Here is a 26655-nt window from a genome sequence, read left to right on the forward strand (position 1 = left end):
AATCGTCCGCGCGACGCGATGGGTTATCATCGGCTCGCCGGAGCTGCTCCGATGACCTTTACCGCTGCGCCTTCGACGGCAGGCTGCTCGTCGACATCGGTCACCTTGACGAAGAGGCTGGGAACCCGCCCGGCGCGGTCGAGCAGCCACGCGGCGCCGACCATGATGGCGAAGCCGGCAAAGGAGACCGCCAGCTGCTCCCAAACGCCACGCGTGTATTGCATCAATATCCAATGAGCCGAGAACGACAGGAACACGCTGAGGCAGAAGATCGGCAGGGAGTGTTGGCCGCACAGGATGACCGGGCGCAGCCATTTCGAATGCAGCGCCTTCCAGTGGCGCGGGATGAAATAGGTCGTCCAGATCGCCAGCGCCAGGAAGTGCGTGAAGCGGAGCATGTCGAGGTCGGTCTTGTCGATCGGATAGATCGCCTTGATCATCCATTTCGGGATCAGCGCCTCGAGCGCTTGGACGTGCCAGGTCATCACGATCAGGAGGGCGAACGCGATCCATGCCGCCGCCAGGCCCATCACCGGCTTCGACCAGATCCATTTGGCGATCTTCCCAATCTCGCCGACGCCGCACCAGGCCGCGGATACAAACATGAGCTGCCAGCAGAACGGATTGAAATACCAGGTCGTGCCGGGCGGATAGGAGGCGATGTTCCAGTCGAACCAGCGCGACAACACATAGAGCACCGCGGACGCCGCGAGCGTCAGGTTCGGCCGGCGGACCAGACACCACACGATGAAGGGCGCAGCCAGCACCAGCGTGATGTAGAGCGGCAGCACGTCGAGATTGACCGGCTTGTAGCGCAGCGTGAGCGCCTGCCCGATCAGGATGTCCGGATGATCGAGAAAGTTGTGAACGTTGAACTCGTCCGCATACATCGGGTTGTCGAATCTCCTGATGGTTCGGGCGATCTGCGCCGTGAACAGCAGGAACAGCATGATGTGCGCGACGTACATCTCGGCGGCGCGGGTCCACAGCCGCTTCAGCGCGGCGACGAACCAGCCGCCGGCAACGATCGGCCCGTAGATCCAGCCGACCAGATAGCCGGAGATGAAGACGAAGAACTCGGCCGCGTCGCTGAAGCCGTAATTGCGCAGCGTCAGCCAGGCCACGACGTCGTGCGGGATGTGATCGAGGAAGATCATCCACAGGCCGATGCCGCGGAACAGATCGAGGCGCAGGTCGCGCTCGACCGGCGCCAAGAGTGCTGCCTGGTCTCGTATGATCATGGCCCCGCCTCGCCCGGTGGACGTCGCGCCTTCGCGGCGCGGATGCAATCGGATGCTAGAAAATATCAATCAAAAGATCACCTAACCCTGCGGTTAGAGCGCCAACGGTAGCCGACCCTCGCGTCCGCGCAAGGGACTTTGTCGTTTCAGCGGGGCAGCCCGCAAAAAGGTCGCGAAAACAACCCCATGCACAGTAGCTAAGCCGTTGTATCACTTGGAAAACTCGCTCCGCCCGTCGGGCAGGCCGTCAGCGGGTGCGTTTCCACCTCGTCGCGAGCGGGCCGACCGCGGCGAGCATGCCTCGGCTTGCTGCAGCAACGCCGGCCCGGAAACAAAAATGGCTCGCGCCATGCGGGCCATTTTCCTGTCGGAGCCGGCAAAGTCCGAACCTGGTTGCGAAGGACGTTGCCACCGAACCCTGCTCGGACCACGGCCTTCTGATCGTCGGGCCGCCAGAGCGCTCGCCTGATCAGCGAAGGCCGCCGGTGACGTGCAGCGTTTCGCCCGTGATGTAGGACGCGTCGTCAGACGCGAAGAAGGCCACCGCGGACGCGATCTCCTCAACCTTGCCGATGCGGGCAAGCGGGGTGGCGGATTCGATCCAGTTGCGCATGTCGCCCTCGTGCAGACCGGCCGACACGACGCCTTCGGTGGCGATCATGCCCGGATTGACGGCGTTGACGCGGATCTTGCGCGGCGCCAGCTCCTTGGCCAGCACCGACGAGATCGCATCCACGGAGGCTTTGGTCGCGGTGTAAACGGCGGTGTTCGGCGGCGCGATGGTCGAGACGCCGGAGCTGATGTTGATGATGCTGCCGCCATTGGCGTTGAAGTGCTTCGACGCTTCACCCGAAACCAGCAGCAGTCCGAGCACATTGAGATCGAAATGCTTGTGGAAATGCTCGGGCGTGATGGCCTCGAGCGGGGCGAATTCGTAGACGCCCGCGTTGTTGACCAGGATATCGATCGCACCGAACGCCTTCACGGTGTCCGCGACCACGCTTTTCACGTCCTTGGCATCGGCCAAATTGCCGCGGACGGCGACGGCTTTGCCGCCCTTGGCGACGATGGCGGCGACCACGCGGTCGGCGGCCTGTTTGCTGGAGCTGTAATTGACGGCAACCGCCGCGCCCTCGGCCGCGAGCCGGGCGGCGATTTCCGCACCAATGCCTTTGGATGCGCCCGTCACGAGCGCAACTTTGCCTTCGAGTCTCTTGGTCATTGCATGTCTTCCGTTGTTCGGCGGGACGCCGATATTTCAATAATTCAATACTAGTGAACTATTGAACCAATTCAAGGGACGTGCTATATTTTGTGCATGGCGCAGTTCGTTCACCCGGCGCGGGAGGAGATTACACTGGCCGGGGTGCTCGGCGCCCTCGCCGATCCCATGCGGCTGCGCATCGTCAAGAGTCTGGCCGCGCAGAACGACTGCATGTCGTGCACCGAGGCGGCGCCCTGCCCTGATATGGCGAAGTCGACCCTGTCGAACCATTTTCGGATTCTGCGGGAGGCCGGCCTGATCCGGACCTCAAAGCAAGGCGTCCAGCACCGCAACGTTTTGCGCGAGGAGGACATCAACGCGCGATTTCCGAAGCTGCTGAAGATGATTTTGAGTTTTCCGGAGTGAGCGCATTCGGGCGCGAAAAATAGATTAGCGCGCAGGCATCGGCTGACATTGCCGCCAGCGTATCCTAAAACAAGATGGCCCGCTTTACTGGGGGCCATTTTCGTATTGGGACCAGTCAATCCGAATTGAGTTGCGGACAAGGATTTGGACCCATGACTCTCAGCTCTTGATCCTGACACGCTACCGGCTGCTCCAGCGACTGGCCTTTATGTCTCCACCCCACCGTCTTGCTCGGCGATCCACAGCGTAAAGGACGTCTGCGCGTCGCCAACTTCGACAACGCGCGTTCCGTGCAAGAGGACGCCGAGACCGTGCTCCTCATCCCACGTGCAGCCAAATTCATACCCGACGTATGGAATGCCGTCCTTCAGCAATTGGAGGACATGCACATTTTGAAGCCCGATCAATTGGCGGAAGTCCTTGCTCGACGATACGTCGGGCATCAACGCTTCGCGGTCCGGGCGCTCATAATCATAAAGTCGTTGAAGCCTGGGATACTCGGCCAGAAGACCTTCCAGAATGGCCGACGCCACCGCGGCCTCATGATCGAGCAACCACTGTACGCTGGCACGGTCTTGCTCGGTCGGCGGGGATTCGTTGCGGTCCGGCGCGTAGATTGTCACCACGCCGTTGGACGGAATGTCCGAACTGATCGAGCCATAGGGGCCATTGCGCGTTTGATAGCCCGCCCAACTGGGGAGTTGCGCTTCTGTCGTCCAGAAAGGTCCGTCCTGCTGAAAATCGAGCATATTTTATCCTACCCCGACCGCGGGCATTTCAGGCTCATACAGCATCGCTACGACTTCAGGTAGCTGATTTGGCCGACCGCGACCCGGTCGCCATGCCACAAAAATCAAAGGCCATGGGAGCGGCCCTCGATTTGCTGGATCGCAGCACCATGCTTGGTTGCAGCTACCCCTCCAAAATCGCAACTGCGCGCGTCCACCCCGCCGAGGCCCGCTCTATCTTCACGGGGAAGCATGACACCTTGAAGCCGGTCGGCGGAAGCAGTTCGAGATTGTGCAGCTTCTCAAGATGGCAATAGCCGATATGGCGGCCGGCCTTGTGACCCTCCCAGATCAGGCTGGCGTCTTTCGTCTCGGCGTATTTCTTCGCGGTGTGAACGAACGGTGCGTCCCAGCTCCAACCGTCGATGCCGGTCAGGCGCACACCGCGCTCGAGCAGGTACATGGTGGCTTCATAACCCATGCCGCAGCCCGACGTGACATAGTCCTGCCGGCCATATTTGGCGCCGGCGCTGGTGTTGACCACGACGATCTCGAGCGGCTTCAGCTCATGGCCGATGCGCTTGAGCTCGGCCTCGACATCCCGGGCCGTTGCGACATAGCCATCAGCCAAGTGCCGGAAGTCGAGCTTCACACCGGGCTGGAAGCACCATTCCAGCGGGACCTCGTCAATGGTCCAGGAACGCTCGCCGCGATTCATGGTCGGGTGAAAATGCCAGGGCGCGTCGAGATGCGTGCCGTTGTGGGTCGAGAGGCTGACCTGCTCGACCGCCCAGCCCTGCCCATCCGGCAGATCCTCGGCCTTCAGTCCGTCGAAGAACTGCAGCATGCGCGGCAGGCCCTGCTGGTGATTGATGTACTGGATCGTCGGATGATTGCCGGGCGGATCGGCCGGCACATCGTTCTGCAGCGGGACCGAGATGTCGATCAGCTTGGTCGTCATGCGATGCCCCCTCACCGTAACACCCGCTCAGCCGATGGGATTTTCCAATGCTCTCGACGCTGGACATTGGCCGAGTTGGCATGGCTCATCCAGATGCAATCGTCTCTGTGATGCTATATTTACACTAGTGTTATGCTATCTTTATAGAGATATCGTTATTCGATCCCCGTCGACAAGCCAGTCAGATTTTGGCTGGCGTTCTCTTCGGCTTCCAACAGAGCCTGATCGTTCGTTGTAAGCACCGTGTGAACCGATGGCGAATTGAGTATTTTTCCATATCGGCCTCGGCCGGGGGACGACGGTGGTGGATCTCGGCCGGATTCCGGCCTGCTTGGCGGTAAGTTTTTTTTTGCGAGCGGCCCGATGAATGTTTCCAGGGTCGTTGCTGGTGAGAGCGATAGATTTCAGCCGAAATTGGTATTGATGACCGTGGCGACCGAGCACGAATTTGTCCGCATGAAGAGACTGGCGGAGGCAGGGTTTGCAAGAGAAGCCCTGCGCAGGGTCACCGACGTCATTCTGCCGCTCAACGATGACGGCACGGGACCGGCCTTTTACTGCGTTCACGACGTGACGGGTGTGGCCACGAGCTTTCGCTTCTTTGCGAAGATGCTCGGACTGCGACAGAGATTTTACGGCATCCAAACACCAACCAAACATCGCAACCCGGAATTCGTCTCATCCATCCGGTCCATCAGCCAACATTACGTCGACGAACTCGTCGAATTTCAACCCGAGGGAAGTTTTCTGCTCGGAGGCTATTCAACGGGAGCGGTTATCGCACTTGAAATGGCGCAGCAGCTTCGTGCCCGAGGCCGCGAAGTCAGCCTCCTGGTCGTCTTCGATGGCGAGCTCTTCAACACCGGTGCCGCGATCGGATCGCGCCATCCATTCTATTGGTTCGAGCCGATATGGAGTCTGCCGCGCTGGACGACACGTGTCGTAAAGGAGCGTTACTCCTTCCAGTTGCTACGCCGAAAGGCCGTCAACAAGGTGAGTGCGGCGCACAGAGCGATCATGACGAAGCTGCGCGGCGAAGTCGTTCGGCGGAAACTCACTGCGGAAAACTTCGTCAGTATCAATTTCAACCATTGTTCGCTCGAACACGCGAACTACATCCATTCGCTCTTTCATACACAGTTCGACTACGTCCCCACTGAGTATTCCGGCCGCGTCCTGGTTTATGCGGCGAAAATACAAGACCCAGCACGCCTGCGCCACCTCACAGCGGCATGGCGCAAGATTGCGCCGGTGTCGGAAATTGTTGAGATCAGATGCACTCATGTCACCATGATGCGGCCACCGGATGGATACGCAGTGGCGAAACATCTCCTCGGGCGTATCGCGGAACTGGGGTCTGTATCTCATTAGCGTTTCCGATTCCCTCGCTCCGAATTGCTTCGGCACGCGAGCGATCGTCGCCTGGGTCCGATAGGGGGCCTCGACGTCGTCAGTCCCGGGCGCATGCTCGACCCGTCGGTGGCGACGCGCCCCAAACAAGAAAGCCGCCCTGGAGGGCGGCTTTTCTAAGACCTCGTATAGTCAGAGACTTATTTGGTTGCGGGGATAGGATTTGAACTTATGACCTTCAGGTTATGAGCCTGACGAGCTACCGGGCTGCGCCACCCCGCGTTAAACCGTTGCGCGCCTTCGTGAAAATGCCGGGGACGGTCGATTGAGGGCCGACGCTGTTCGCGTGGCAGATCGCGGCGAGGTAGCGCGGTGGTAACTTGCGATGACGCTGCAACTGGCCAACGCTCATGCGTCCGGCGGCCCCAATTCACTCAGGAGAGCTGTGACGGCGGCGCACAAAGAGGGCAGCATGGATGTGACGATCTGCCAGACTCGTCCGTCGTCGATAACGCATAGCCGTGGATCAGGAGGTTGCGAAAACTCACGATCTTCCTGAGGTCGGGTACCCGACCGGCGATATCCGGCGCGTCCTTCGACAGCCGGTTCAGCGCCTCGCCGATGATCTCGAACTGTCGCTCCACCGCCGATCGAATCAGCGGGCTCGCCAGATAACCTTTACATCAAGGCCCGCGGTGAACTCGGCAATCGCTTCGCCAGCCTGCTGCACGTCCCATAGAAACGCACGCGGATCACGCGGCATAGATCAATTCTTTCGACCGATTGATCGTTGCGCGCACATAGGGGTTCTTGACGGCCGAAGCCTCGACCAGATCGACGGAACGTCCGAGAAGCCGTTCAAGCGCTTCGGCGAGGCCGAGAAACTGGTCGAGCGGTGGCAGGCCGCTATCCTTGTTGAATTCGACGAGAAAATCCGCGTCGCTTCTCGACGAATCGAAATCGTCGCTGCGCGCTCCCGAGCCGAACAGTTCGAGCCGTACCACGCCATAGTGATCACACAACGCTCTCAGTGCGTCCCGATGCCTTTCGATCTCCGCGTGCATATCCGTCTCCTGCCGGCTCCGTCAGGATACATGTTACAAATCATCCGACCAAATTTGGATGCTCTCCGTCCGCAAGGATCAGGACTGAGGTGGGAGGAGACAGAGCCCAAAACAAGAAAGCCGCCCTGGAGGGCGGCTTTCTAAGACCTCGTATAGTCAGAGGCTTATTTGGTTGCGGGGATAGGATTTGAACCTATGACCTTCAGGTTATGAGTTTTATAAAAGCGGTTTTCGCCACTCTACGAGTGCACCGCACTGTCCACGCCACTCCACGACAACTCATTGAGCAGGCTTGATTTATTATCGCGGTCGCTCCTACCTTATCTGCGAAGCGTTACGCCACGACTTTCGTCGCGCCGCTTCCACGACGCTTCCACGAAACATAAGCCGGCCAGAAACCTGAGGGTCGGAACGTTACGCGAACGGGTGTGGCATGGCGAAGATCAAGATCACCAAGAGGACGGTCGAGGCGCTCAAGGTCGCGGCCAAAGACTACATCGCCTTCGATACCGACCTTCCCGGCTTCGGCGTTCGCGTGATGCCGAGCGGCAAGCGATTCTTCCTGGTGCAATACCGGCGTCACGGGCGGACGCGACGGGTGATGATCGGGCAATTTGGGATCGTCACTGCGGAGTTGGCGCGACGCGAAGCAACGATCAAACTCGGCAGCGTACGGGGCGCCGATGGCGATCCGGCGGCGTTGCGCGATGCGGACCGACAGTCAACGACGATGAAAGAACTCGGACGACGTTTTCTTGACCAGTATGTCCCTGTTCGCTGCAAGCCCTCAACGCAAGCCGAGTATCGGCGGTCGGTCGAATTGTTTCTCGACCCTTTCTTTGCCAAGCAGCGCGCTCGTTCCGTAACCACGGCCGACGTTGCTGAGTTGCACGGCTCCTTGTCGCATATCCCCTATCAGGCAAACCGCACCCTCGGCGTCCTGTCGAAGATGATGAATCTCGCCGAGACATGGGGGATAAGGGACAAGCACACGAATCCTTGCGAGGACGTCGAACGCTATCCCGAACGTAGGCGCGAAAGGTTCCTGTCGCCGACAGAACTGCAACGTCTCGGACAGGCATTAACAACAGCAGAGTTTAGCGGGTCCGAGACCACATATGCGATTGCGGCCTTCCGGATCCTGCTTTTGACAGGATGCCGTCTGTCCGAAATTCAGCGTCTGGAATGGCTCTATGTCGATCTACAGCAGAAAGAATTACGACTGCCAGATAGTAAGACGGGCGCGAAGACCGTGCATCTCGGCGATGCCGCCGTGGCGCTATTGGAGGCGTTGCCTCGTGTGAAGGACAATCCGTTCGTGATCGTGGGAAAGAAGGAGAAGACGCATCTGACAGACCTGCAACATCCATGGCGCCGCATTCGTAAGGCCGCCGGATTGGACGATGTACGCATTCACGATCTCCGCCACACATTTGCGTCCGGCGGATTGCTCGTCGGCGAAGGGTTGGCGATGATCGGAAAACTGCTCGGGCACACGCAGGTTCAGACGACTGCGAGATATGCGCATCTCGCGGCCGATCCGGTGAAGCAGGCTGCGACAAAGATTTCGGACCGCCTAGCTTTGGCCCTGTTAGGTACGCTTGATAAGCCGAACGCTGGGAAGGCCCAGCAATCCATCCAACAATTGGAAGCGGAAGACAATCAAGAAGCGGCAGCCTAATTTTTTCGCGGGAGCTCGGGCGGCGATTGGGTCATTGACGTCCCCTGCGGTGCGCCTCGCCCCGAGAAATCGGGGAGGCATATGTTTGGAATGCATTGAGAAAGGAGGAATTTGACGAGCCTGCTTCCTGCTGTGGGGAAGCATGAGCCCAAGCGGCGGTAACCTGCTGTCAACTGGCAGGGTGACGTAGCCCGCAGGTAAAGGGGATTGAGGCGAAACCGTTACGCCGAGATAATTCCCGAGGCTGAGTATCGGAAGGTTGAGGAACACGAACCGGTTCACCCGCGTCTGTGGGCTGAAATGTCGCCTCCACCTACACGGTTTAACAGGCGGAATGCTGAATGGTGTCGATGGATATGTAGTCGGAGACACCCGAACGCGAGCGCAGATGTATGGCGTCTTGCGGGGGCCGAGGGGAGAACACAGCCAGACCGAGGCAACGGCATCGACTTGTAGCAAGCAAGGAATAAAGACTGCGACCGGCAACCTCACCGATACGCTGTTAGTCCAACATATGAACGAGGGACGGCATGAGCGGAATGGCAAGGGAGTGACCCTGATGTCCATCATGCTGGCAGAGCTTCCGTGGTAGTCCGAGGCCGGGAAAGCCGGCCGCATGGCGAAGGGGAGCAGTTTGAGTTGCTTCGAGTGCACGTGATCTGACCTAATGAGGTGAAGACCTTTGATAATCAGTGAAATGCAACACAAGCTCGCGACATGGGCCGCGGCCGATCAGACCCGCCGGTTTGATCGATTGCTCAGGCTTGTCACCGACAGGAATTGGCTTGCTGAGGCGGCCCGGATCGTACTGGCGTCGAAAGGCGCCAGCACACCGGGTCTTGACGGAATGGACAAGCGACGACTTGCTGCCGATCTGGACCGTCATCTGGAGCGGTTGCGAGTGGCCCTGTTGGACGGCACTTACCGTCCAACACCGGTCAAGCGAATCCATATCCCGAAGGCCAACGGCAAGTTGAGACCACTGGGTATACCGATCCTGCTGGACCGTATTGTCCAGCGGGCGATGCTGATGGCCATGGAGCCGATCTGGGAGAGCGACTTCCACTCCGGCTCCTATGGCTTCCGTCCCGAACGCAGTGTTCACCATGCGGTTCGCACAGTGAGGATGCAGTTGCAGGATGGCTCTGACTCGAAGGGACGCTGGATCATCGAAGGTGATCTGGCGAGCTACTTCGACACTGTCCATGATCGACTGCTCCTGAAATGCGTACGTCGTCGCATCAGGGACCTGCGCTTCATTGATCTGCTCTGGCGATTCCTCAAGGCCGGTCACGTTGACCGTGGCTTGTTCTTCGCAGCCAGTGAAGGCGTTCCGCAAGGCGGCGTTCTGTCGCCACTCCTGTCCAACATCATGCTCCATGAGTTTGATTGCTGGCTGGAGGCGAAATACCTGAACAAGAAGGCGAGGAAGGATCGCTGGGCATGGAACTTCGGCATTCAACAGGGTCGTCCGATCACGGTTCGAGAGAACCGCGAGTGGAAACCTGCTGTAGCCTATTGTCGCTATGCCGATGACTTCGTCGTCATCGTCAAAGGGACGAAGGCCCCTGCTGAGGCCGTCCGCGAGGAGTGCCGTGCCTGTCTGGAAGGCCAGCTGAAGTTGACGTTGAATATGGAGAAAACCCATATCACCCAAGTCAATGAAGGCTTCGTCTTTCTGGGGCATCGGATCATTCGCAAGCGGGGATCAAGCGGACGGATGGCGGTCGTCACAACCATACCCAAAGAGAAGGCCAAGGCGTTCGCGCACAGACTATCAAAGGTCCTCTCTGGTGATCATGATCTTGCTAAGGTCGATATGGTGGACCGCCTGAACCGCCAACTGCGGGGCTGGGCGGCCTTCTACAAGTTACACGGACTTCACTGCGACCACGTTCCGGCACGTCGATCATGTCGTGTTCTGGAAAATGGCGCACTGGCTGGCGAGAAAGTATCGGAGCCGCATCAAACCACTGATGCGGAGCTGGTATCGAGCACCAGTCGCTGGGCAGGCCAAGACCTGGTTTGTCCACGGGGTCAGTGAACGAGGTCATCGTGTCGGGAAAGCACTGCATCGATTGGTATCCAGTCCAAAGGGGCAGTTCCGATGGAGAAATCCGGAAGCAAATCCCTACATCTTCAGGGAGGCGCCCAGGAAGACCATCACCTCGCGATATCGGGATGTCGCAATGGCCATGGGCCAGACTTGAACGGAGAGCCGTATGCGCTGAAAGGTGCCCGTACGGTTCGGGGAGGAGAAGCGCTTATGCGCTTCTTACTCCATTCGAGACCGGTCAGGGCTGGCTCTATCTGGCCGCCATCATGGACTTGTACAGCCGCAGGATCGTGGGCTGGGCGATGGCGGATCATTTGCGCGCCGACCTGCCGTTGGCAGCCTTGCGCATGGCCATCTCGGCGCAGCGGCCCGGTGCCGGCCTGATCCACCATTCAGATCGGGGCGTTCAAGGCCTGAATCCGCCCAATATGTCTCGGCGGAGTATCGCAAGGTGATGCAGTCCGCCGGCTTCTGGGCCTCGATGAGCAGGCCGATTGCTACGACAACGCTCCCATGGAGAGCTTCTTTCACACCCTCAAGACCGAACTGGTCCACCACCAGAATTATGCAACACGGGAGGAAGCCAAAGGTGATATCTTTGCTTACATTGAAGGCTTCTACGATCGCACGCGTCGCCATTCCGCCATCGGCTATATCAGCCCGATCGAGATGGAGCTAAAGGCAGCTTAACCCTGTCCATTTTTTCGGGGGAAGATCAAGGTTCTTGTATCGCGTCTGACCAATGATAGGCGGCCCGTCCACCGTCGTCGCCCGCTATCCATCGCCATCCGTGAGTTGCGGACCCGTCGCGGCACGGGATGATCAGGGCGAATGACGCGCTGAGGTCTTGCGGAGATCAACGTAGGCATCTCTAAGCCTCTCGCTTAGCGGCCGACAAAACGCGCCTTATCTTGCTCAGGAACGCACGGTAACCAATCTGATAGTCTTCGCTGTCGGCAAACGCGTAGACGCGCATCCATTCCTCCGGGGGCACCAGACTGCTGTCCAGCGTCAGCCGCCTGATCTGCTGCTCGTGAGATCGCGAGGCGAGCGGGCTGTTCTCGCAAACGCGCCGCGTGGTAGCGTGCGCTTCCGATGCGAGTTCAGCATCGGGTACGACGCGGGTGATAAGGCCCTCCGCAAAGGCTTCGCGCGCATCGAGGATGCGACCTTCCAGCAGAAGTTCGGCCATCGTCGCCGGCCCGACGATGCGGAACAGCGCCTGCGTCTCTGCAAACGCCAGCGGGAACCGGTGTCGCCCCACCGGCGCGCCGAACCGGGAGGATTCACCGCCGATTCGCAGGTCGCAGACGGCGGCGATTTCCAGCCGCCGCCCATGCAGACGCCGCCGATCGCCGCCACCACCGGGATCGGGCATTCCAAAATCGCGGTCAACGCCCCGCGCACGCAGCTTTCGTGAAATTCGATCACCTGCTCCCGGGTCGAGCGCACCCGCTCGAATTCCGACATGTCGGCGCCCGCCGAAAAGGCTTCGTCGCCGTCTCCGCGCAGCACAATGCAGCGAAGGGTCGCATCGGCGCCAGCTTTCTCGAAGGCCGACTTCAATTCACCCCACATCTCAACCGTCAGCGCGTTGCGCTTACCCGGCTGGCTGATCGTGACGGTCGCAATCTTGCCTTCGAGTGAAACGCTGATTTGTCCGGCCATGGGCGCCTCGTTCAGGGATGTTGCCGCACGACGCCGGCGGCCGCCAGCGCCTCGATACGTTCGGGAGCGATCCCGTATTCGATCAGCACTTCCCGCGTATGTTCACCCAGCAACGGCGGGGCGCGATAGCAGGTGCGCGGCCCGAGTGCATCCATCCGGATCGGCGAAGCAACCTGGCGCAGGGCGCCGATCTCCGGATGGTCGATCTCCTCGACCATGCCGCAATGCCGGACTTGCGGATCGGCGAACACTTCCGCCAGATTGTAGATAGGCCCGGCCGGAACGCCGAGCGCGATCAGCTCCTGCGTCCATTCGATCTTGGAGCGCTGCCTGAGCTTGTCCTCCATCAGCGCCTTTAGCTGATCGCGATTGGCAAACCGCGCGGTATTGTCGATGAAGCGCGGGTCATTGATCAACGCCTCGAGCCCGAGGCATTCGGTCAGCTTGCGCCACATTTCCTGCGTCGCCGTCGCGATATTGAGCGGGCCATCGCGCGTTTGATAGGTGCCGTAGGGCGCGATCACCGGATGGGCGTTGCCGTTCGGCGCGGGAATCTCGCCCAGGGAAAGATGGCGCTGCGCCTGCACGTTGAGGAGACCGATGAGACCCGCCAGCAGCGAGGTTTCGACATGCTGGCCGACGCCGCTGGCGTGGCGCGCGATCACCGCGCCGAGCACGCCGAGCGCGGCCCACATGCCCGCCGTGGAATCGCCGATCGCCACGCCGACCCGCATCGGGCCGGATTCAATGGTGCCGGTCAGGCTCATCAGCCCCGAATATCCCTGTGCGATCTGATCGAATCCCGGCCATTGGCCGGCGGGTCCCGAACTGCCGAAACCCGTGACGCTTGCCATGATCAGGCGCGGGTTCTCCGCGCGCAGCGACCCGTAGCCAATTCCCATCGCTTCCATCGTGCCCGGCTTGAAATTCTCAACCAGCACGTCCGCGCTGCGCATCAGCTCGCGAATGAGGGCGAGCCCCTCCGGCTTTCGAAAGTCTACCGCGATGCCTCGCTTGTTGCGGTTGGTACTGAGAAAGTAGGTGCTCACGCCGTGGTCGAACGGACCCCATGCGCGACTCATCTCGCCGTCCGGCAAGGGTTCGATCTTGACGATATCGGCGCCGAGGTCGGCCAGGATCATGGAGCAGAACGGCCCTGACAATGCGCGCGTCAGGTCGATCACGCGCAGGCCCGCAAGCGGCATCGTCACGAATTGGTTCCTTTCGTCGTCGGCATGACTGCGCCTATCCCATCAGAATCTTCGGCAGCCACATGGCAATACCTGGAAAAAGACAGATCAAAACCACGGCGACGATCATGATGGCGACAAAGGGCAGCGTGCCCCACAGCACATCACGGAACGGAATGTCCGGGGCGATATTCTTGATCACGAATAAATTGAGACCGACAGGCGGATGGATCAGTCCCATCTCCATCACGATGGTCATGACGACGCCAAACCAGATTAGGTCGAAGCCAGCGCTGCGTAACGGCGGAAGGATGATCGGCGCCGTCATCAGGATGATGCTCACCGGCGGCAGGAAGAAGCCAAGCACGACAACCATCATGAGAATGGCCATCAGCAACGACCATGGCGACAGATGGTTGGCGACAATCCATTCGGCGGCGCTCTGGGAGATGTGGAGATAACTCATCACCATCGAATAGAGCAGCGACATGCCGACAATCATCAGCAGCATTGTCGATTCGCGCACAGAGGCAACGAGCAGCGGACGCAGGTCCGAAAAGCGCCAGGCGCCGTAGATGATGGCGATCAACGCGAGCGCCAGAACGGCGCCAAGCCCCGCCGTCTCGCCCGGGCTTGCAAAGCCGCCGTACAGAGCGCCCATCACGCCGAGCAGAAGGATCAGGAACGGCAGAATACGCGGCAGGGCCGAAATGCGCTGGGACATCGTATAAACATCCCTGCGCAGGATCGGATGCTCAGTGTCGGCACGGGCGGCATCGCGATATTCCTTGCGAAAGCGCGCGACGGCGTAGACGGCAAACATCCCGCTCAGCAGCATGCCGGGACCAAGGCCCGCGAGAAACAGCCGGCCGAGCGATTGTTCCGACGCCACGGCATAAAGTATCATGGTGATCGAAGGCGGCAGCAGGATGCCCAGCGTGCCTCCGGCGGCGATGATGCCGGCGGCCAGACCCGGAGAATAACCGCGCCGCCGCATTTCCGGAATGCCGGCGCTGCCGATCGCCGAACAGGTGGCTGCGCTTGATCCCGCCATCGCCGCGAACAGCGTGCAGGCAACGACATTGGCGACGCCGAGACCGCCGGGCACCCGATTGAGCCATACGTAGAGCGCATTGTAGAGATCGGCGCCGGCGCGGGACCGGCCGATCGCCGCGCCCTTGAGGATGAACAGCGGGATCGTCAGCAGCGTAATGTTGGCGATCTCCTGATAGACGTTCTGCGCCACCGTGCCGAGCGAGGCCACCGGCATGAAGCCGATCATGAAAGCGACCGCCACCGCGCCGAGCGCAAACGCGATCGGTACCCCGGCAAACAAGGTCACAAGCGTGACGCCGCCATAAAGCGCGCCGATCGCAAGCGGGCTCATGCGCCGATTCCTCTTCTGCCACCGAACGCCTGGACGACCTGCAGCACAAGACGCAGCGTCAGAATGCTCATGCCCGCCGTCATGATCGAATACGGAATCCAGAGCGGCGGCGCCCAGGCGGAATCCGTTACCCGGCCGTCGTCAATCGCTTCGAGCAGCAGCAGCCACGACTGCCACGCGAAGAACGCGCAGAACAACAGGCAAATAATGTCCGAAAGAATCTCGCGCACCCGCTCGATCCGTTCCGGCAGAAATCCCTCGATCGCCTCGATCGCGATATGCCCGCGCATCGATTGCACGTAGGGCGCCGACAGAAAGGTCGCGCCGACCAGCAGGAATACCGCCATTTCATCCTGCCAGTCGGTCGAGGAGTGCAGCACGTAGCGAACCGCGATCGAATGGGTCAGTACCAGCCCGGCCGCGATCGTCGCCAACGCGCAGGCCGAAATCAGCACGCGGTCGAGCGCGTCGAGAATGCGGACGACTCCACTCAGAAGATTTGAGCCGCGCACGTCCATCCGCTCCGGAAACCCCGTCAAACCTCCTCCGCCATCTTCAGGAACCGCGCCGTATTCGCGGAGCGCGCAGCGAAATCCTTCCATGCGCTCTCGCGCGCCACGGCACGCCACTGGTCGAGCGAGGCCTGATCCATCTCCTTCACGGTCGCGCCAGCCTTGGCGTAGACGTCCGCGAGCCGCTTGTCGTCGGCCTTGGAGCCTTCGAGGCCGAACGGCTCGAGCTCCTCGCCCACCTCGGTGAGCAGCTTCTGCTGGTCCGGCGGCAGCGAGTCGAAGATCGACTTCGACATCAGCAGCGGCTCGAGCACGAAAAAGAAGTTGCGGCCGCCGGCCGCCGTGAGGCCCTTGCTGAGTTCCTCCAGCTTGAACGAGATCAGGCTCGTCGAGCTGGTCGCAGCGGCGTCGATCGCCCCGGTCTGCATGGAAATGTAGATTTCGTTGGACGGCATGTTGCTCGTCGCCGCGCCCGCGGCCTTGAACATCATATCCATCTCGCGGCTGCCGCCCCTGATCTTCAGCCCCTTCGCGTCATCGGGCTTGACGATGGGCGCGCCGCGCGAGGCTATGCCGCCCGACTGCCACATCCAGGTCAGCAATTTCACGCCCTTGGCCTCCAGAATGGCCGTCATCTCCCGGCCAATCGGCGCCTTCTTCCAGCGATATCCCTGCTCATAACTCGTCACGACCGCCGGCATGAACGTGATATTGAGTTCGGGAATCTCGCCGCCGGCGTACGTCGTGGGATACAGGCTGAGGTCGAGCGCCCCCTTTTTCAGCGCGTCGAACTGGGCGAAGGTCTTCATCAGCGACGAATTCGGATAGATCTCGAACTTCAGCGCACCCTTGCTGCGCTTCTCGACTTCCTCCGCAAACTTGCGGCAGACACGGTCGCGAAAATCACCCCCGTCGGCGCCCGAACCAGGAAACTGATGCGATATCTTCAGCGTCCGCGTGTCAGCGCGCGCGCTGCACGTCAGGCCAATGATCGCCGGAGCCACCATGGCGCCAAGCGCCACACGTCGAGTAATGCCATTTGTCATATTTAAGATCCTCCCTATGTTGCCTTTCCGCCGGCAGGTCTTTCACCTGTCTTGCACGGTCGGGTTCCTGCGTTGACGTTCGTTGCTTACGTTCTTCGTCTTCTCCTGTTCACGTCGGCTGCGCCGTCGTTATGCTCTGCGAGGCGACGCACCACTGCCTCGTAGAGCGAGGCGAGCGGCGCGCGGAGAACCTCGGCCGGCAGTTCGTCCAGCACTTCGCTGACGCGCCGCGCCACCAGGCTGCCGACATGCTGTGCGCGGCGACGTTCGAGCCGGCCGCTGGTACCCGGCCTGTTCGCCAGCCACGCCTGGTGCCGGTCGATTTCGGCGGCGAGCGCCTCGATGCTGGCGGGGTCATTGAGCGATGTCGGCACGATCGGCGGCGTCCAGCCCTCGTCATCCTCGCCGCGCTTTTTCACCACTGCCGCAAGTTCGGCGGCCAGTTGCCGCGCGCCGGGCTGGTCGGACTTGTTGACCACGACGATGTCGGCGGTCTCGAGAATGCCGCCCTTCATCGCCTGGATCTGGTCACCCGCGCCGGGCATCAGCACCAGCAGAATCGTATCGACGACATGCCGCACGGCGTATTCGACCTGGCCGACGCCGACGGTTTCGAGGATGGCTTCGGCGAAGCCGGCGCGTTCCACGATCTCCAGCATATCCGGCAGATTGTCGGCGAGGCCGTCGTGACTTCGCCGGCTGGCGAGCGAGCGAATGTAGACGCGCGGGTTCTGCGCGAGGTCCTCCATGCGTATCCGGTCGCCGAGGATGGCGCCGCCGCTGACTGGACTGGTCGGGTCGACCGCCAGGATCGCGATATCGCCCTCCCTCTGAAGGCGGCGGCGGGCGAGCGCTGCGATCAGGGTGCTCTTGCCGGCGCCGGGCGGGCCTGTGACGCCGATGCGACTGCACAGGCCTGCGCTGCCCTGCGCCGTCAGCAGCACGTCCGCGACCGAGGCATTCGCCGCGCGGGTCAGCGCTTTCGACATGGTGCGCCGCTGTTCGCTGGTACGCGCGTTCATGACGTCACGTCCGGTGAAAGGAGGTCGTTGTGTTCGCCAAGCAGCGGCGGCGGCCGGAACGCTTCGGCAGCACCCGTCTTCACGGGATTACCAATAGAACGGATTGTTCCGCCCAGCGTCGCGATTTCGACGACCATGTTACGGGCTTGCGTCTGTTCGCTCCTCAAAGCGTGCTCGAGCGTACTGACTTCGGCGGCCACCACACCAAGCGGCACTAGGCGGCTCATCCAGTCCTGCGCACTAAAACCCTGCAGCACGGCGGCAATCGCCTCGATCACCACGTCGCGATTGGCGCGCCGCGCCTCCATTGAAGCGAATCTTTCGTCCGTCAGCCATTGCGGCTGGCCGGCTTCAAGACTGAACTTGCGCCAGAAGTCGTCGTGCGTGATGAACAGGGTCAGCCAGCCATCGAGCGTCGGAAACACCTGTGCGGGCACCATATAGGGATGTGCTGAATGCGCGTAGCGGCGCGGCTTGACGCCCGAATTGAGCCAGGCGGCGGCGATGTAGTTCAGCTGCGAAAGCATCACATCGTACATTGCAACGTCGACCTGGCCACCCTGCCGTTGCACCAGCTTGGCGACCAACCCGAGCGCACCCATCATGCCCGCGGAATTGTCCACCGCCGAATAGCCGGTCTTGGTCGGCGGACTGTCCGGCTCGCCTGTCAATTCCATCACGCCGGTCATGGCCTGGATGACATAGTCGTAGGCAGGGCGGTCGGCGTAGGGACTGTCAATGCCGAAGCCGGTCAGGGCGACGCAAACCAGCGCCGGATTGACCTCACGCAGGGCATCATAGGTCAGGCCAAGCTTGCGGATCGCCGACGGGCGCAGATTGGTGACCAGTGCATGGGCGTCACGTGCGAGCGCGTGCAGCTGGGACTGTCCCCGCGGCGAGCCGAGATCGATCACCACGCTGCGCTTATTGCGGTTGAGGCAGGCGAAATATTCATTGTGTGGCCCGATGAAATTCGGACTCACCTTGCGCGCAATATCGCCGTCCGGCGGCTCGATCTTGATCACGTCGGCGCCGAGATCCGCGAGCAACAGCCCGCAATAGGGACCCGCCAGCATATGGCCGATCTCGAGAATCCGTATGCCGCGCAACGGACCGCTCATTTGAGCGTCTTTGCTATCGACGCTACGACGTCGGCCAGCGGCATCTCGCTGGTGTAGATCTGCTTCACCCCCAGCGCGTAAAGATCCGGCCAGTCCTCGGCCGGAATCGTGCCGCCGAGAAACAACGGAATGTCGCCGGCCCCGATCGCCTCGAGACTGGCGCGCGTCTGCTGGACCAGATCGCGATGGCTGCCCGACAGCACGCTGAGGCCCACCGCGTCGACATCCTCGTCGACCGCGACCCGGGCGACATAGTCCGGCGTCTTGCGTAGGCCGGTGTAGATCACCTCCGCGCCGGCGTCGCGCAGCGCCAGCGCGATCACCTTCGCTCCGACGTCGTGGCCGTCGAGGCCGGGCTTGGCGATCAGTATGCGCTTTCCCTTGAGCGGCGCGGCGGCTGATATTGTCGTCATAGCCCGACTGGCTCCTGGAAATTGCCCCAGCGGCCCTTCAGCCGCTCGACGATTTCGCCGACCGTCGCGTAGGCGTGCGCACAATCGACAAGATAGGGCATGAGGTTTTCGCGGTCGTTCTCCGCAGCCTTCGACAGTCGCGCGAGTTCGCGCTCGACCGCGCCATTGTCGCGTCGCGCGCGCAGCGCCTCGAATTTCTCGGTCACGCGCCGGGCCGCGGCCGGATCGAGCCGAAATACCTCGCCAGTCGGCGCGCCCTCGCCCGAACGGGCAAACGCGTTGACGCCGACGATGATCGTCTTGCGGCTATCGACGTTCTTCTTTCGCTCGAGCGCGCGCTCGGCGATCTTCGACTGCATCCAGCCATCCTCGATGGCTTTCACGACGCCGCCATAGGCGTCGATCTCGTCCATCACGCGTATCATTTCCTGTTCCATCCGGTCGGTGAGACATTCGACCAGGTGGCTGCCACCCAGCGGGTCGACGGTCTTGGCGATACCGCTTTCATAGGCGACCACCTGCTGCGTACGCAGCGCGAGTTCGGCGGCGAACTCGGTCGGAATCTGGAACGCCTCGTCATAGGCGGCCGTGAAGATCGACTGCGCGCCGCCGAGCACGGCGGCCATGGTCTCGATCGCGACCCGCATCACGTTGTTGTAGGGCTGCGCCGCCGTGAGCGAGGAGCCGCCGCACACGACACCGAAGCGGAACATCAGTGCCTTGTCGTCGGTCACGCCATAGCGCTCCCTGAGCAGCCGCGCCCACAGGCGCCGCCCGGCGCGGAACTTGCAGATCTCTTCGAAGAAATCCATATGCACGTAGAAGAAGAAGCTCAGGCGCTTGGCGAATTTCGCGACGTCGCCGCCGCGTCCGATCAGTTCGTCGACATAGGCGAGCCCGTTGGCGAGCGTATAGGCCATTTCCTCGACCGCCGTAGAGCCGGCGTCGCGCACATGCGCGCCGGCGATCGAGATCGGATTGAACCGCGGCGTCTCATCATTGGCGTAAAGGATCGAATCGGCGATCAGCCGCATCGACGGGCGCACCGGAAAAATCCATGTGCCACGCGCCACATATTCCTTCAGAATGTCGTTCTGGATCGTACCGGTGAGCTTGGAGCGCGGCACGCCCTGCTTGTCGGCACAGGCGACGTACATTGCGTAGATGATCGCGGCCGTACCGTTGATGGTGAAGGACGTCGATATTTTCGAAAGGTCGATGCCATCGAACAGGATCTCCATCTCCGAAAGATTGGAGAGCGACACACCGACCTTGCCGACCTCGGGACGCGCGATCGGGTCGGTCGGGTCGTAACCGCATTGCGTCGGCAGATCGAGCGCCACGGAAAGGCCGGTCTGTCCCTGGTCGAGCAGGAATTTGTAACGCTGGTTGGAATCCTCGGCGCTGCCGAACCCGGCATATTGGCGCATGGTCCACATGCGCCCGCGGAATCCGTCCGGAAAGATACCCCGCGTAAACGGATATTCGCCGGGCAGGCTGTCGTCGGCGGCATGATCGCGCGCGGTCGCGACCAGCGGCAGCTCGATGCCTGATGGCGTCATCGGCGCCACGACCGTCTCATCCCGCGGCGACTGCTGAGTAGTTGAAACGGCCACCGACGCCTCCCGTGATTTCTATTTTTTTGAACCGGCCATCTTCGCCACTGCGGTCCAATGATCATCGTGCACCCATGCACGGGCGAAAAATGCGCCTTCGCGCACCGCCCGCTCTTCCGCCGAGGCGCCGAAACGATGCATGACGGCGAGCGACTTGAAGGCGCGCATCACTTGGGGCCGCTGCGCCATCTGCGCCACATAGGACTTGACGAAATCGTTCGCCGCCGGCTCCTCGGGCGCCACGGCGTCGACCAGCCCCTGCCGCTGCGCGTCCGCCGCACCGAGCACTTCCGCCGTGGCCAGCAGCCTCAGCGCGCGGCTCGGACCCACGATGTTGAACAGATCCGTACCGCCGCCCCACGCCGTCGCGATATTGAGCTTCGCCTGCAGGAAGCCGATGCGCGCATGCGCCATCGCGACGCGCAGGTCGCAGGCCATGGCGAGCTCGGCGCCGCCGCCGAGCGCATCGCCGTTCACCACGGCGACGACGGGAACGGGAAAGCGACGGATCGTATCGAGCGCCGCGCGCGTGCGCGCCGCGAAAGCGACCGCGTCGGCCTCGCCGCGCAGGGATTCCAGTTCCTTCAGGTCGCCTCCCGATGCGAAGGCCTTGTCGCCCGCGCCGGTGAGAACCGCGACGGACACGTCGTCGCGTTCGGACCATTTCGAGAAGGCCGCCCCGATCGCCGCAATCAAGGCATTGCTGAGCGCATTGCGCTTCTCGGGACGCGACAGCGTGACGTGCAGCACGCCATCCTCGAACGCAGTGGCGACCAGCTCGCTCACAAGTCCCCCTGGATCTGTTTGCAGATGTCCGCCAGCCTCCGTTGATGATCAGCTACTTGTTCGGCCATGCGATGCATGGGGCCGGCAACCGCAATTCCGTAGGTGTCGCCGGCGAATTTCAGCGGCATGGCGACCGCCATGACGTCGGCCACGTTCTCGCCGCGCGTGATCGAATAGCCGCGGGCGGCGCTACGTTCGATTTCCTCGGCCAGTCGGGCGCGATCGGTGATGGTCGCATCCGTCATCGCGTCGAGCGACAGTTTGGCCAGCGCGTCGGCCCGTGCACGCGGCTTCATCGTGGCCAGCAGCGTCTTGCCGATCGAGCTGGAATGCAGAGGCTTCAGATCGCCGGGCCGCGCGGTATAGCGGATGTTCTGCGGACCTTCGAGCACGGCGAGGTAGATCACGCGCCCGCCCTGCTCCTTGCCGAGGATGGCGGTCTCCTGCGTCTCGTCACGCAACGCCTCCATCCGCGGCATGATCCGCCGCAGCCAGGGCTCGCTCGCGGCGATCGCCGAGGCGACGTCGTACATCTTGCGGGTTGGGTAGATCTGTCGGCGCGGCCCGACGCCGAACAGAAACCCCCGCCCCTTCAGCGCCCGCACAAGATTGAAACAGCTCGACAAGGGCGCATCGAGCGCTGCCGCGACCTCGGACAGAGTGAGCGGCCGCTGCTCCCGCGCAAACAGCTCGAAGACATCCAAGGTGCGGCTGGCTGATTTCACATCCATGAAATATATTTCACCATATTGTGTAAATCGAGTCAATCCGCTAAGCTGGATGGGCCTTGAATCCGTAGCGGAGGCAAATTTGACGGGATTTCGGAGGTGCGGGGCGGCTGCTGAACTTTGGGTCGCCGATCGCCGGCAACTGCGATTGCGCGTCCACATGCGCGACGCGGCTAAGGGTTAGGCGCGATGGCGCGGGTGGGAGCGGAAGGCAAAGCGCTGATTCTGCTGGTGACGTTTTTTCCGCAATGCGTCGTCTCCATGCTGAGCATGACCCCGCCCGTCATGGCTAGCCAGATCGCCCTCTCTCTCTCGGCCTTTCGCCGCAGATCGCCGGTGTCTATGTCGGGCTTGTCTACGCTGGCGCGATCCTCAGCAGTTCCTTCTCGGCCTCGCTGATCACGCGGCTGGGCCCACTGCGCACCAGTTTTGCCTGCGTGGTGACCGGCGGCGCCGGATTAGCGCTCCTCGCGGTGCCGCATCTCGCCGCGTCCTTGCTCGCGACCGCCATCATCGGACTGAGCTACGGCCCGCTGACGCCGGCGAGCTCGCACGTCCTGGCGCGCTACCGCAGCGGCGCGGGCATGGCCTTCCTGGTTTCGGTGCGCCAGACCAGCGTGCCGATGGGTGGCGTACTCGCCGGCCTCGTCGCACCGCCGCTCGTCCTCGGGTTGGGCTGGAACGCCGCCTGCGTGGCCATCGGCGGGGTAACCGCCGCGCTCGGGGCAGCCGTCTGGGTCGCGGTGTCGATCGTTCGCAACGAGCCGCCGGACAAGCCGCACGGACACAGCGCCAGCCTGTTCGAGCCGGTCCGTTTTATTTTCCGTCGCCCCGGCCTCGCCTCGCTGGCGACGAGTTCGGTCGTCTACGCGGCGATGCAACTGGTCCTGAGCTCCTTTCTCGTCGTCTATCTGACGAGTGCCGCGGGCATGAATCTCCTGCTCGCCGGAGCGCTGCTGAGCGCCAGCCAGCTGGCCGGCGTGGTGGGCCGCCTCGGCTGGGGCTTCGTTGCTGATCGGGTGCCGTCACCTCGCCTGCTGCTGCTTGGCATCGCGCTACTGATGGCAGTAGCCGCAGGGTTGATGAGCCTGTTTACGGAGGCATGGCCGGTGGCCGCGATCGCGGCCGTCGTCATTTTGCTTGGCGCCACGGCAAGCGGATGGAACGGCGTGTTCCTGGCGGAAATCGTGCGCGATGTCAGGCCAGCGGAAGTCGGCCTCGCGACATCGGGAAGCCTGATGTTCACCTATCTTGGCATCGTGCTTGGACCGTCACTGTTCGGCGCGCTGGCGAGCGCTGTCGGTTTCCCGAAAGCATATATCGTCATGGGCGCGGCCGTGCTGCTAGGCGGCATCCTCGGAGCGTTCAGGCGTGCAGGTCCGTCAGGCAATGCGCGAGCCCGACCGTCCGATTCGCTTGGTTGATTTCTTTGAACCCGGCGCGCGAAGGGACCAAATGGCGGAGATTGTCTTCCGCCACCAGATTGTGCGAAAACAGCTTTACACCAGAGGCACGAACCATAAGGGGACTGACGCAATGTCCTTTAGACTCAGTAGCCAAAGCTTTCGCGACGACGACTACCTTTCCGAAGCTCATATACTCTCGAAAGATTTCGGCGCCGGTTGAAGGGCGACAATCAGTCTCCGCATCTGACGTGGTCGGGCGCGCCAAGCGGAACGAAAAGCTTCGCCGTAACCTGCTATGATCCCGATGCTCCGACCGGCAGCGGCTTTTGGCACTGGCTGGTCGTGAACATCCCAGTCACTGCGACCGAATTGCCGCTCGATGCCGGTAACCCGCAGGCTGGCAAACTCCCCGCGGGAGCTCTTCAGACGCCGACGGACTTCGGAAAGCCGGGTTACGGCGGTCCGTGTCCACCGCCGAACGATCATCCGCACTGTTACACCTTTACAATATTTGCGGTTTCGCAAGAGACGCTTCCGGTTACGTCGGATACGTCGGCTGCGGTAGTGGGGTTCAATCTCAACTTCAACACACTCGCGAAGGCTGCATTGATGGGTTTGTTCAAGCGGTGAACCTCATTAGACACAGGCTAAGAGTTAGTTGGCGAGCTTCGAGACGATTCCCGACTTAGTTCAGATCATCGGTCAATTATTGTGTGAGCGGAACGCTGGAGGTGCGCAGATGGCTCCGTCCATATGCGATAAAATGCCCGTCATCATGCGGGACACCTTAAGTCCCGCTGACAGCCCGATAAACGCCCTTCAGATTTGAGGTCGTTGGCATCGACGTCGAGGAGACCGTGATCGAGCCGGTAAGGCGCAATGCGCCGCTTGCGGAATTCCGCACAGGTTCGGCCAGCCAGTTCCCGTCCGCCGACCAGGCTTTCGATGCCGCGATCTTGGTCATTTCGCTGCATCACGTCGAGGTCTTATCAATGGAGCAGGCGCTCTTCCAGGCAGGACGCGTCCTCAAGCCCGGGGGCCATCTGATTGTTGTCGAACCCCTGCCCGAAGGTTCGTTCTTCGAGGCGTTCAAATCGATCGAAGACGAAACCACCGTCCGCCCGGAGGGACAGTCGGCGATCCGCCGTTTTGCGAGACCCGACCTTCGCCACGAGAAACGTATCGAATTCTCGCGTATCGAAGCTTTCGCCGGCTTTGACGCGTTTATCTCGCGGACGACTGCCGCGAATAAGTCTCGTCTTGCCATAGTTGAATGCAAACGAGAGGCGATCAGGCAAGCATTTGAGGCCTACTCGACCAGGACTGAGAACGGATCATACGTGTTCGAGCAGCCCTTTAAGGCCGATATCTGGAACAGAATTTGTTAAACCATATGCGCGCATCCGAATGACCGCCTTGCGCAGATTTTGTTGATTTAGTCGCCGCTTCGTTTCGGACTCCTCCGTTTTCAGGGTCTATTTTTTGGGGTGTTGTCTCAGGATCGGGCCGGGCATCGGCGCCGATTTCTTGGAGCCGTCATGCCGGCACGGGGCAAGCGGCTGGCATCGCTCGAAGCTTTGCGAGCTTCCTCAGATTCTGCGCCGTGGCCGCGAGTAGGAACTCGTCTCGCGCACCGCTCGAACCGCGCAGTCTAAGGCGACCGAGTCTGAGGATGCGCTTGAGATGGGCGAACAACATCTCGATCTTCTTCCGGCGATGTCGCGAACGCTCATAGGCCGGCGTGTTTGCCAAGCTTCGGGCAACATCCCGCGCATCTTCGTCGAGATCACGCGGCACTTTACGTTGTGGCATGTTGGGACAGCACTTTGGCTTGAAGGCGCAGCCTTGGCAATCAGACTTGCTTGAGCGGTATAACCGCGTTCCTTCCTTGGTGATGCCCGAGCGCGGCGTCGCGAATGTCCGCCGGAACTGCACCAGCAGCTTGCCCTGCGGGCAGGTGTAATGGTTGCGTTCAGCATCGAACACGAAGTCGGATCGCGAGAAGGTCCCGTCGGTCCGGTTGGACTTGTCGAACACCGGAATATGCGGCTCGATCTGCCTCTCCTTGACCAGCCAGGCCAGGTTTGCGGCCGAGCCATAGGCGCTGTCAGCGGCAAGGTGCCGGGGCATTATGCCAAAGCGTCTGGCGGTTCGATCGATCATGGTACGTGAGGCGCCGACCTCCGCCTGGCGGATGGCTCGGCTGGCTTCGACATCGAGAATGACAGCATTCTCAGTATCGATCAGATAGTTGGTGGCGTAGGCGAAGAAGGCGTGCCCCTTGTGGGCGCCGGTCCATTGCGCCGCCGGATCCGACGGTGAGACGAACTTCGGCTTCACCTCGCTGGCTGCACCGAAGGCAGCATCGTCCAGCGTTGCCAGATACTCGCGAACGGCCCTGCCGGCATCGGCGCCCAGACTTGCGATCGGCCACTGGTCGCCGGGGACGGACCGCTGCTTGTTGGCGTCGGCAGCGATCAGGCTCGCGTCCACCGCAAACCCTTCCCCGCCGACAAGACCCTCGCGAAGGCACCGCTCCACCACCGTCTCGAACAAGTGCCGCAGCATATCGCTCTGCCGGAACCGACCATGCCGGTTGCGCGAGAATGTGGAGTGGTCCGGAACCCTGCCGTCGAGCCCGAGGTCACAAAACCAGCGATAGGCCAGGTTGAGATGGATCTCCTCGCACAGCCGCCGTTCGGACCGGATGCCCATGCAGTAGCCGACAATCAGCATCCGCATCATCAGTTCGGGATCAATCGAGGGGCGGCCGATGTTGCTGTAGAACGGCTTCAGCTCCGTGCGCACCTTCTCGAGGTCGAGGAACCGGTCAATGCGTCGGAGCAGGTGATCTTCGGGGACATGGTCGTCGAGGCAGAAATCGTAAAATAGCTGCGCAGGCGCCGTCTGCATCCCCATCATCGTCCCGCTCCTCCGCAAATCAATACGAGGATGGAATCACGCCAGCCAATGCCGATCAACGACAGACTTAATCAACAATATCCGCAAGAATCGGTCATTGCGGCTGCTGAAACACTATTCCCCAGTC

At 61.4% G+C, this 26655-nt stretch carries 22 protein-coding genes, 1 tRNA gene and 4 pseudogenes; 8 read left to right on the forward strand and 19 right to left on the reverse strand.

The genetic code is table 11. The annotated features are described in order from the left end of the window. Positions 1–26: 26 nt before the first annotated feature. Both JQ621_RS08925 and JQ621_RS08930 read right to left on the reverse strand, forming a co-directional pair. Positions 27–1241, reverse strand: coding sequence for an OpgC domain-containing protein (locus JQ621_RS08925; protein ID WP_212234071.1), 1215 nt, complete (start codon positions 1239–1241; stop codon positions 27–29). A gap of 469 nt (positions 1242–1710) precedes the next feature. Beyond that, on the reverse strand, positions 1711–2463 hold the full coding sequence (locus tag JQ621_RS08930) for an SDR family NAD(P)-dependent oxidoreductase (protein WP_212234072.1): 753 nt from the start codon (positions 2461–2463) through the stop codon (positions 1711–1713). A 96-nt stretch (positions 2464–2559) separates the two neighbouring features. Here JQ621_RS08930 and JQ621_RS08935 point away from each other — a divergent pair, with 96 nt between their 5' ends. Beyond that, a complete protein-coding gene (locus tag JQ621_RS08935) occupies positions 2560–2871 on the forward strand; it encodes an ArsR/SmtB family transcription factor (protein ID WP_212234073.1) in 312 nt (103 codons plus the stop codon). A gap of 206 nt (positions 2872–3077) precedes the next feature. On the opposite strand, the gene JQ621_RS08940 is transcribed toward JQ621_RS08935, so the two are convergent. Both JQ621_RS08940 and JQ621_RS08945 read right to left on the reverse strand, forming a co-directional pair. Further along, positions 3078–3620 (reverse strand): DUF6985 domain-containing protein, encoded by a 543-nt coding sequence (locus tag JQ621_RS08940; RefSeq protein WP_212234074.1) that lies wholly within the window; start codon positions 3618–3620, stop codon positions 3078–3080. A 163-nt stretch (positions 3621–3783) separates the two neighbouring features. Next, positions 3784–4560 (reverse strand): cyclase family protein, encoded by a 777-nt coding sequence (locus JQ621_RS08945; RefSeq protein WP_212234075.1) that lies wholly within the window; start codon positions 4558–4560, stop codon positions 3784–3786. Positions 4561–4983: 423 nt separating this feature from the next. Here JQ621_RS08945 and JQ621_RS08950 point away from each other — a divergent pair, with 423 nt between their 5' ends. Beyond that, positions 4984–5931 carry a thioesterase domain-containing protein gene (locus JQ621_RS08950; protein WP_212234076.1) on the forward strand — a complete coding sequence of 316 codons (948 nt, stop codon included), beginning with the start codon at positions 4984–4986 and terminating at the stop codon, positions 5929–5931. A gap of 184 nt (positions 5932–6115) precedes the next feature. On the opposite strand, the gene JQ621_RS08955 is transcribed toward JQ621_RS08950, so the two are convergent. The 3 genes from JQ621_RS08955 to JQ621_RS08965 form a co-directional block, all read right to left on the reverse strand. Continuing rightward, a tRNA-Met gene (locus JQ621_RS08955) sits at positions 6116–6192 on the reverse strand. A 152-nt stretch (positions 6193–6344) separates the two neighbouring features. After that, positions 6345–6581 carry a HepT-like ribonuclease domain-containing protein gene (locus JQ621_RS35975; protein WP_409334213.1) on the reverse strand — a complete coding sequence of 79 codons (237 nt, stop codon included), beginning with the start codon at positions 6579–6581 and terminating at the stop codon, positions 6345–6347. 81 nt (positions 6582–6662) lie between these two features. Then, a complete protein-coding gene (locus JQ621_RS08965; protein WP_212234078.1) occupies positions 6663–6974 on the reverse strand; it encodes a nucleotidyltransferase family protein in 312 nt (103 codons plus the stop codon). 433 nt (positions 6975–7407) lie between these two features. Between JQ621_RS08965 and JQ621_RS08970 the strand changes: the two genes are divergently transcribed. The 3 genes and pseudogenes from JQ621_RS08970 to JQ621_RS35360 form a co-directional block, all read left to right on the forward strand. Beyond that, entirely contained in the window at positions 7408–8655 is a 1248-nt protein-coding gene (locus JQ621_RS08970) for a tyrosine-type recombinase/integrase (protein ID WP_212234079.1), read from the forward strand. Between the two features lie 697 nt (positions 8656–9352). Continuing rightward, positions 9353–10699 (forward strand): group II intron reverse transcriptase/maturase, encoded by a 1347-nt coding sequence (gene ltrA / locus JQ621_RS08975; RefSeq protein ID WP_249124986.1) that lies wholly within the window; start codon positions 9353–9355, stop codon positions 10697–10699. 230 nt (positions 10700–10929) lie between these two features. Beyond that, positions 10930–11401, forward strand: a pseudogene (locus tag JQ621_RS35360) (IS3 family transposase); the annotation flags it as partial. 181 nt (positions 11402–11582) lie between these two features. Here JQ621_RS35360 and JQ621_RS35980 read toward each other — a convergent pair. The 11 genes and pseudogenes from JQ621_RS35980 to JQ621_RS09045 form a co-directional block, all read right to left on the reverse strand. Continuing rightward, positions 11583–12379, reverse strand: a pseudogene (locus JQ621_RS35980) (enoyl-CoA hydratase/isomerase family protein). 11 nt (positions 12380–12390) lie between these two features. Further along, a complete protein-coding gene (locus tag JQ621_RS09000; RefSeq protein ID WP_249125081.1) occupies positions 12391–13584 on the reverse strand; it encodes a CaiB/BaiF CoA transferase family protein in 1194 nt (397 codons plus the stop codon). 40 nt (positions 13585–13624) lie between these two features. After that, positions 13625–14956, reverse strand: a complete 1332-nt coding sequence (locus JQ621_RS09005) for a TRAP transporter large permease (RefSeq protein WP_212234084.1) — start codon at positions 14954–14956, stop codon at positions 13625–13627. Further along, a complete protein-coding gene (locus JQ621_RS09010) occupies positions 14953–15558 on the reverse strand; it encodes a TRAP transporter small permease (RefSeq protein WP_212234085.1) in 606 nt (201 codons plus the stop codon). Before JQ621_RS09010 ends, JQ621_RS09005 begins: the two co-directional genes overlap by 4 nt. Further along, positions 15492–16514: a TRAP transporter substrate-binding protein DctP gene (dctP, locus tag JQ621_RS09015; RefSeq protein ID WP_212234086.1), complete on the reverse strand. Its 1023-nt coding sequence runs from the start codon at positions 16512–16514 to the stop codon at positions 15492–15494. The genes JQ621_RS09010 and dctP overlap by 67 nt, the downstream gene beginning before the upstream one ends. Positions 16515–16600: 86 nt before the next feature. Continuing rightward, positions 16601–17536, reverse strand: coding sequence for a methylmalonyl Co-A mutase-associated GTPase MeaB (gene meaB, locus JQ621_RS09020; RefSeq protein ID WP_212234087.1), 936 nt, complete (start codon positions 17534–17536; stop codon positions 16601–16603). After that, entirely contained in the window at positions 17533–18657 is a 1125-nt protein-coding gene (locus JQ621_RS09025) for a CaiB/BaiF CoA transferase family protein (RefSeq protein ID WP_212234088.1), read from the reverse strand. Before JQ621_RS09025 ends, meaB begins: the two co-directional genes overlap by 4 nt. Next, positions 18654–19070 (reverse strand): cobalamin B12-binding domain-containing protein, encoded by a 417-nt coding sequence (locus JQ621_RS09030; RefSeq protein ID WP_212234089.1) that lies wholly within the window; start codon positions 19068–19070, stop codon positions 18654–18656. Before JQ621_RS09030 ends, JQ621_RS09025 begins: the two co-directional genes overlap by 4 nt. Then, positions 19067–20686, reverse strand: a complete 1620-nt coding sequence (locus JQ621_RS09035) for an acyl-CoA mutase large subunit family protein (RefSeq protein WP_212234090.1) — start codon at positions 20684–20686, stop codon at positions 19067–19069. Before JQ621_RS09035 ends, JQ621_RS09030 begins: the two co-directional genes overlap by 4 nt. 18 nt (positions 20687–20704) lie before the next feature. After that, a complete protein-coding gene (locus tag JQ621_RS09040) occupies positions 20705–21472 on the reverse strand; it encodes an enoyl-CoA hydratase/isomerase family protein (protein WP_212234091.1) in 768 nt (255 codons plus the stop codon). Next, complete coding sequence (locus tag JQ621_RS09045) at positions 21469–22362, reverse strand: IclR family transcriptional regulator (RefSeq protein WP_212234092.1); 894 nt, start codon at positions 22360–22362, stop codon at positions 21469–21471. Before JQ621_RS09045 ends, JQ621_RS09040 begins: the two co-directional genes overlap by 4 nt. A 158-nt stretch (positions 22363–22520) precedes the next feature. Here JQ621_RS09045 and JQ621_RS09050 point away from each other — a divergent pair. From JQ621_RS09050 to JQ621_RS09060, 3 genes and pseudogenes are all read left to right on the forward strand, one after another. Then, positions 22521–23624, forward strand: a pseudogene (locus tag JQ621_RS09050) (MFS transporter); the annotation flags it as partial. A 198-nt stretch (positions 23625–23822) separates the two neighbouring features. Then, on the forward strand, positions 23823–24236 hold the full coding sequence (locus JQ621_RS09055) for a YbhB/YbcL family Raf kinase inhibitor-like protein (RefSeq protein WP_249124988.1): 414 nt from the start codon (positions 23823–23825) through the stop codon (positions 24234–24236). A gap of 206 nt (positions 24237–24442) precedes the next feature. Continuing rightward, positions 24443–24994 (forward strand): annotated as a pseudogene (locus JQ621_RS09060) (class I SAM-dependent methyltransferase); the annotation flags it as partial. Positions 24995–25142: 148 nt separating this feature from the next. Here the strand turns inward: JQ621_RS09060 and JQ621_RS09065 are convergent. Beyond that, the gene (locus tag JQ621_RS09065; RefSeq protein WP_212234093.1) at positions 25143–26528 is read right to left on the reverse strand and encodes a transposase; all 1386 of its coding nucleotides are present in this window, start codon (positions 26526–26528) and stop codon (positions 25143–25145) included. Between the last annotated feature and the right edge of the window lie 127 nt (positions 26529–26655).

The organism is Bradyrhizobium manausense (genome assembly GCF_018129685.1).
Classification (GTDB): Bacteria; Pseudomonadota; Alphaproteobacteria; order Rhizobiales; family Xanthobacteraceae; genus Bradyrhizobium; species Bradyrhizobium manausense_D.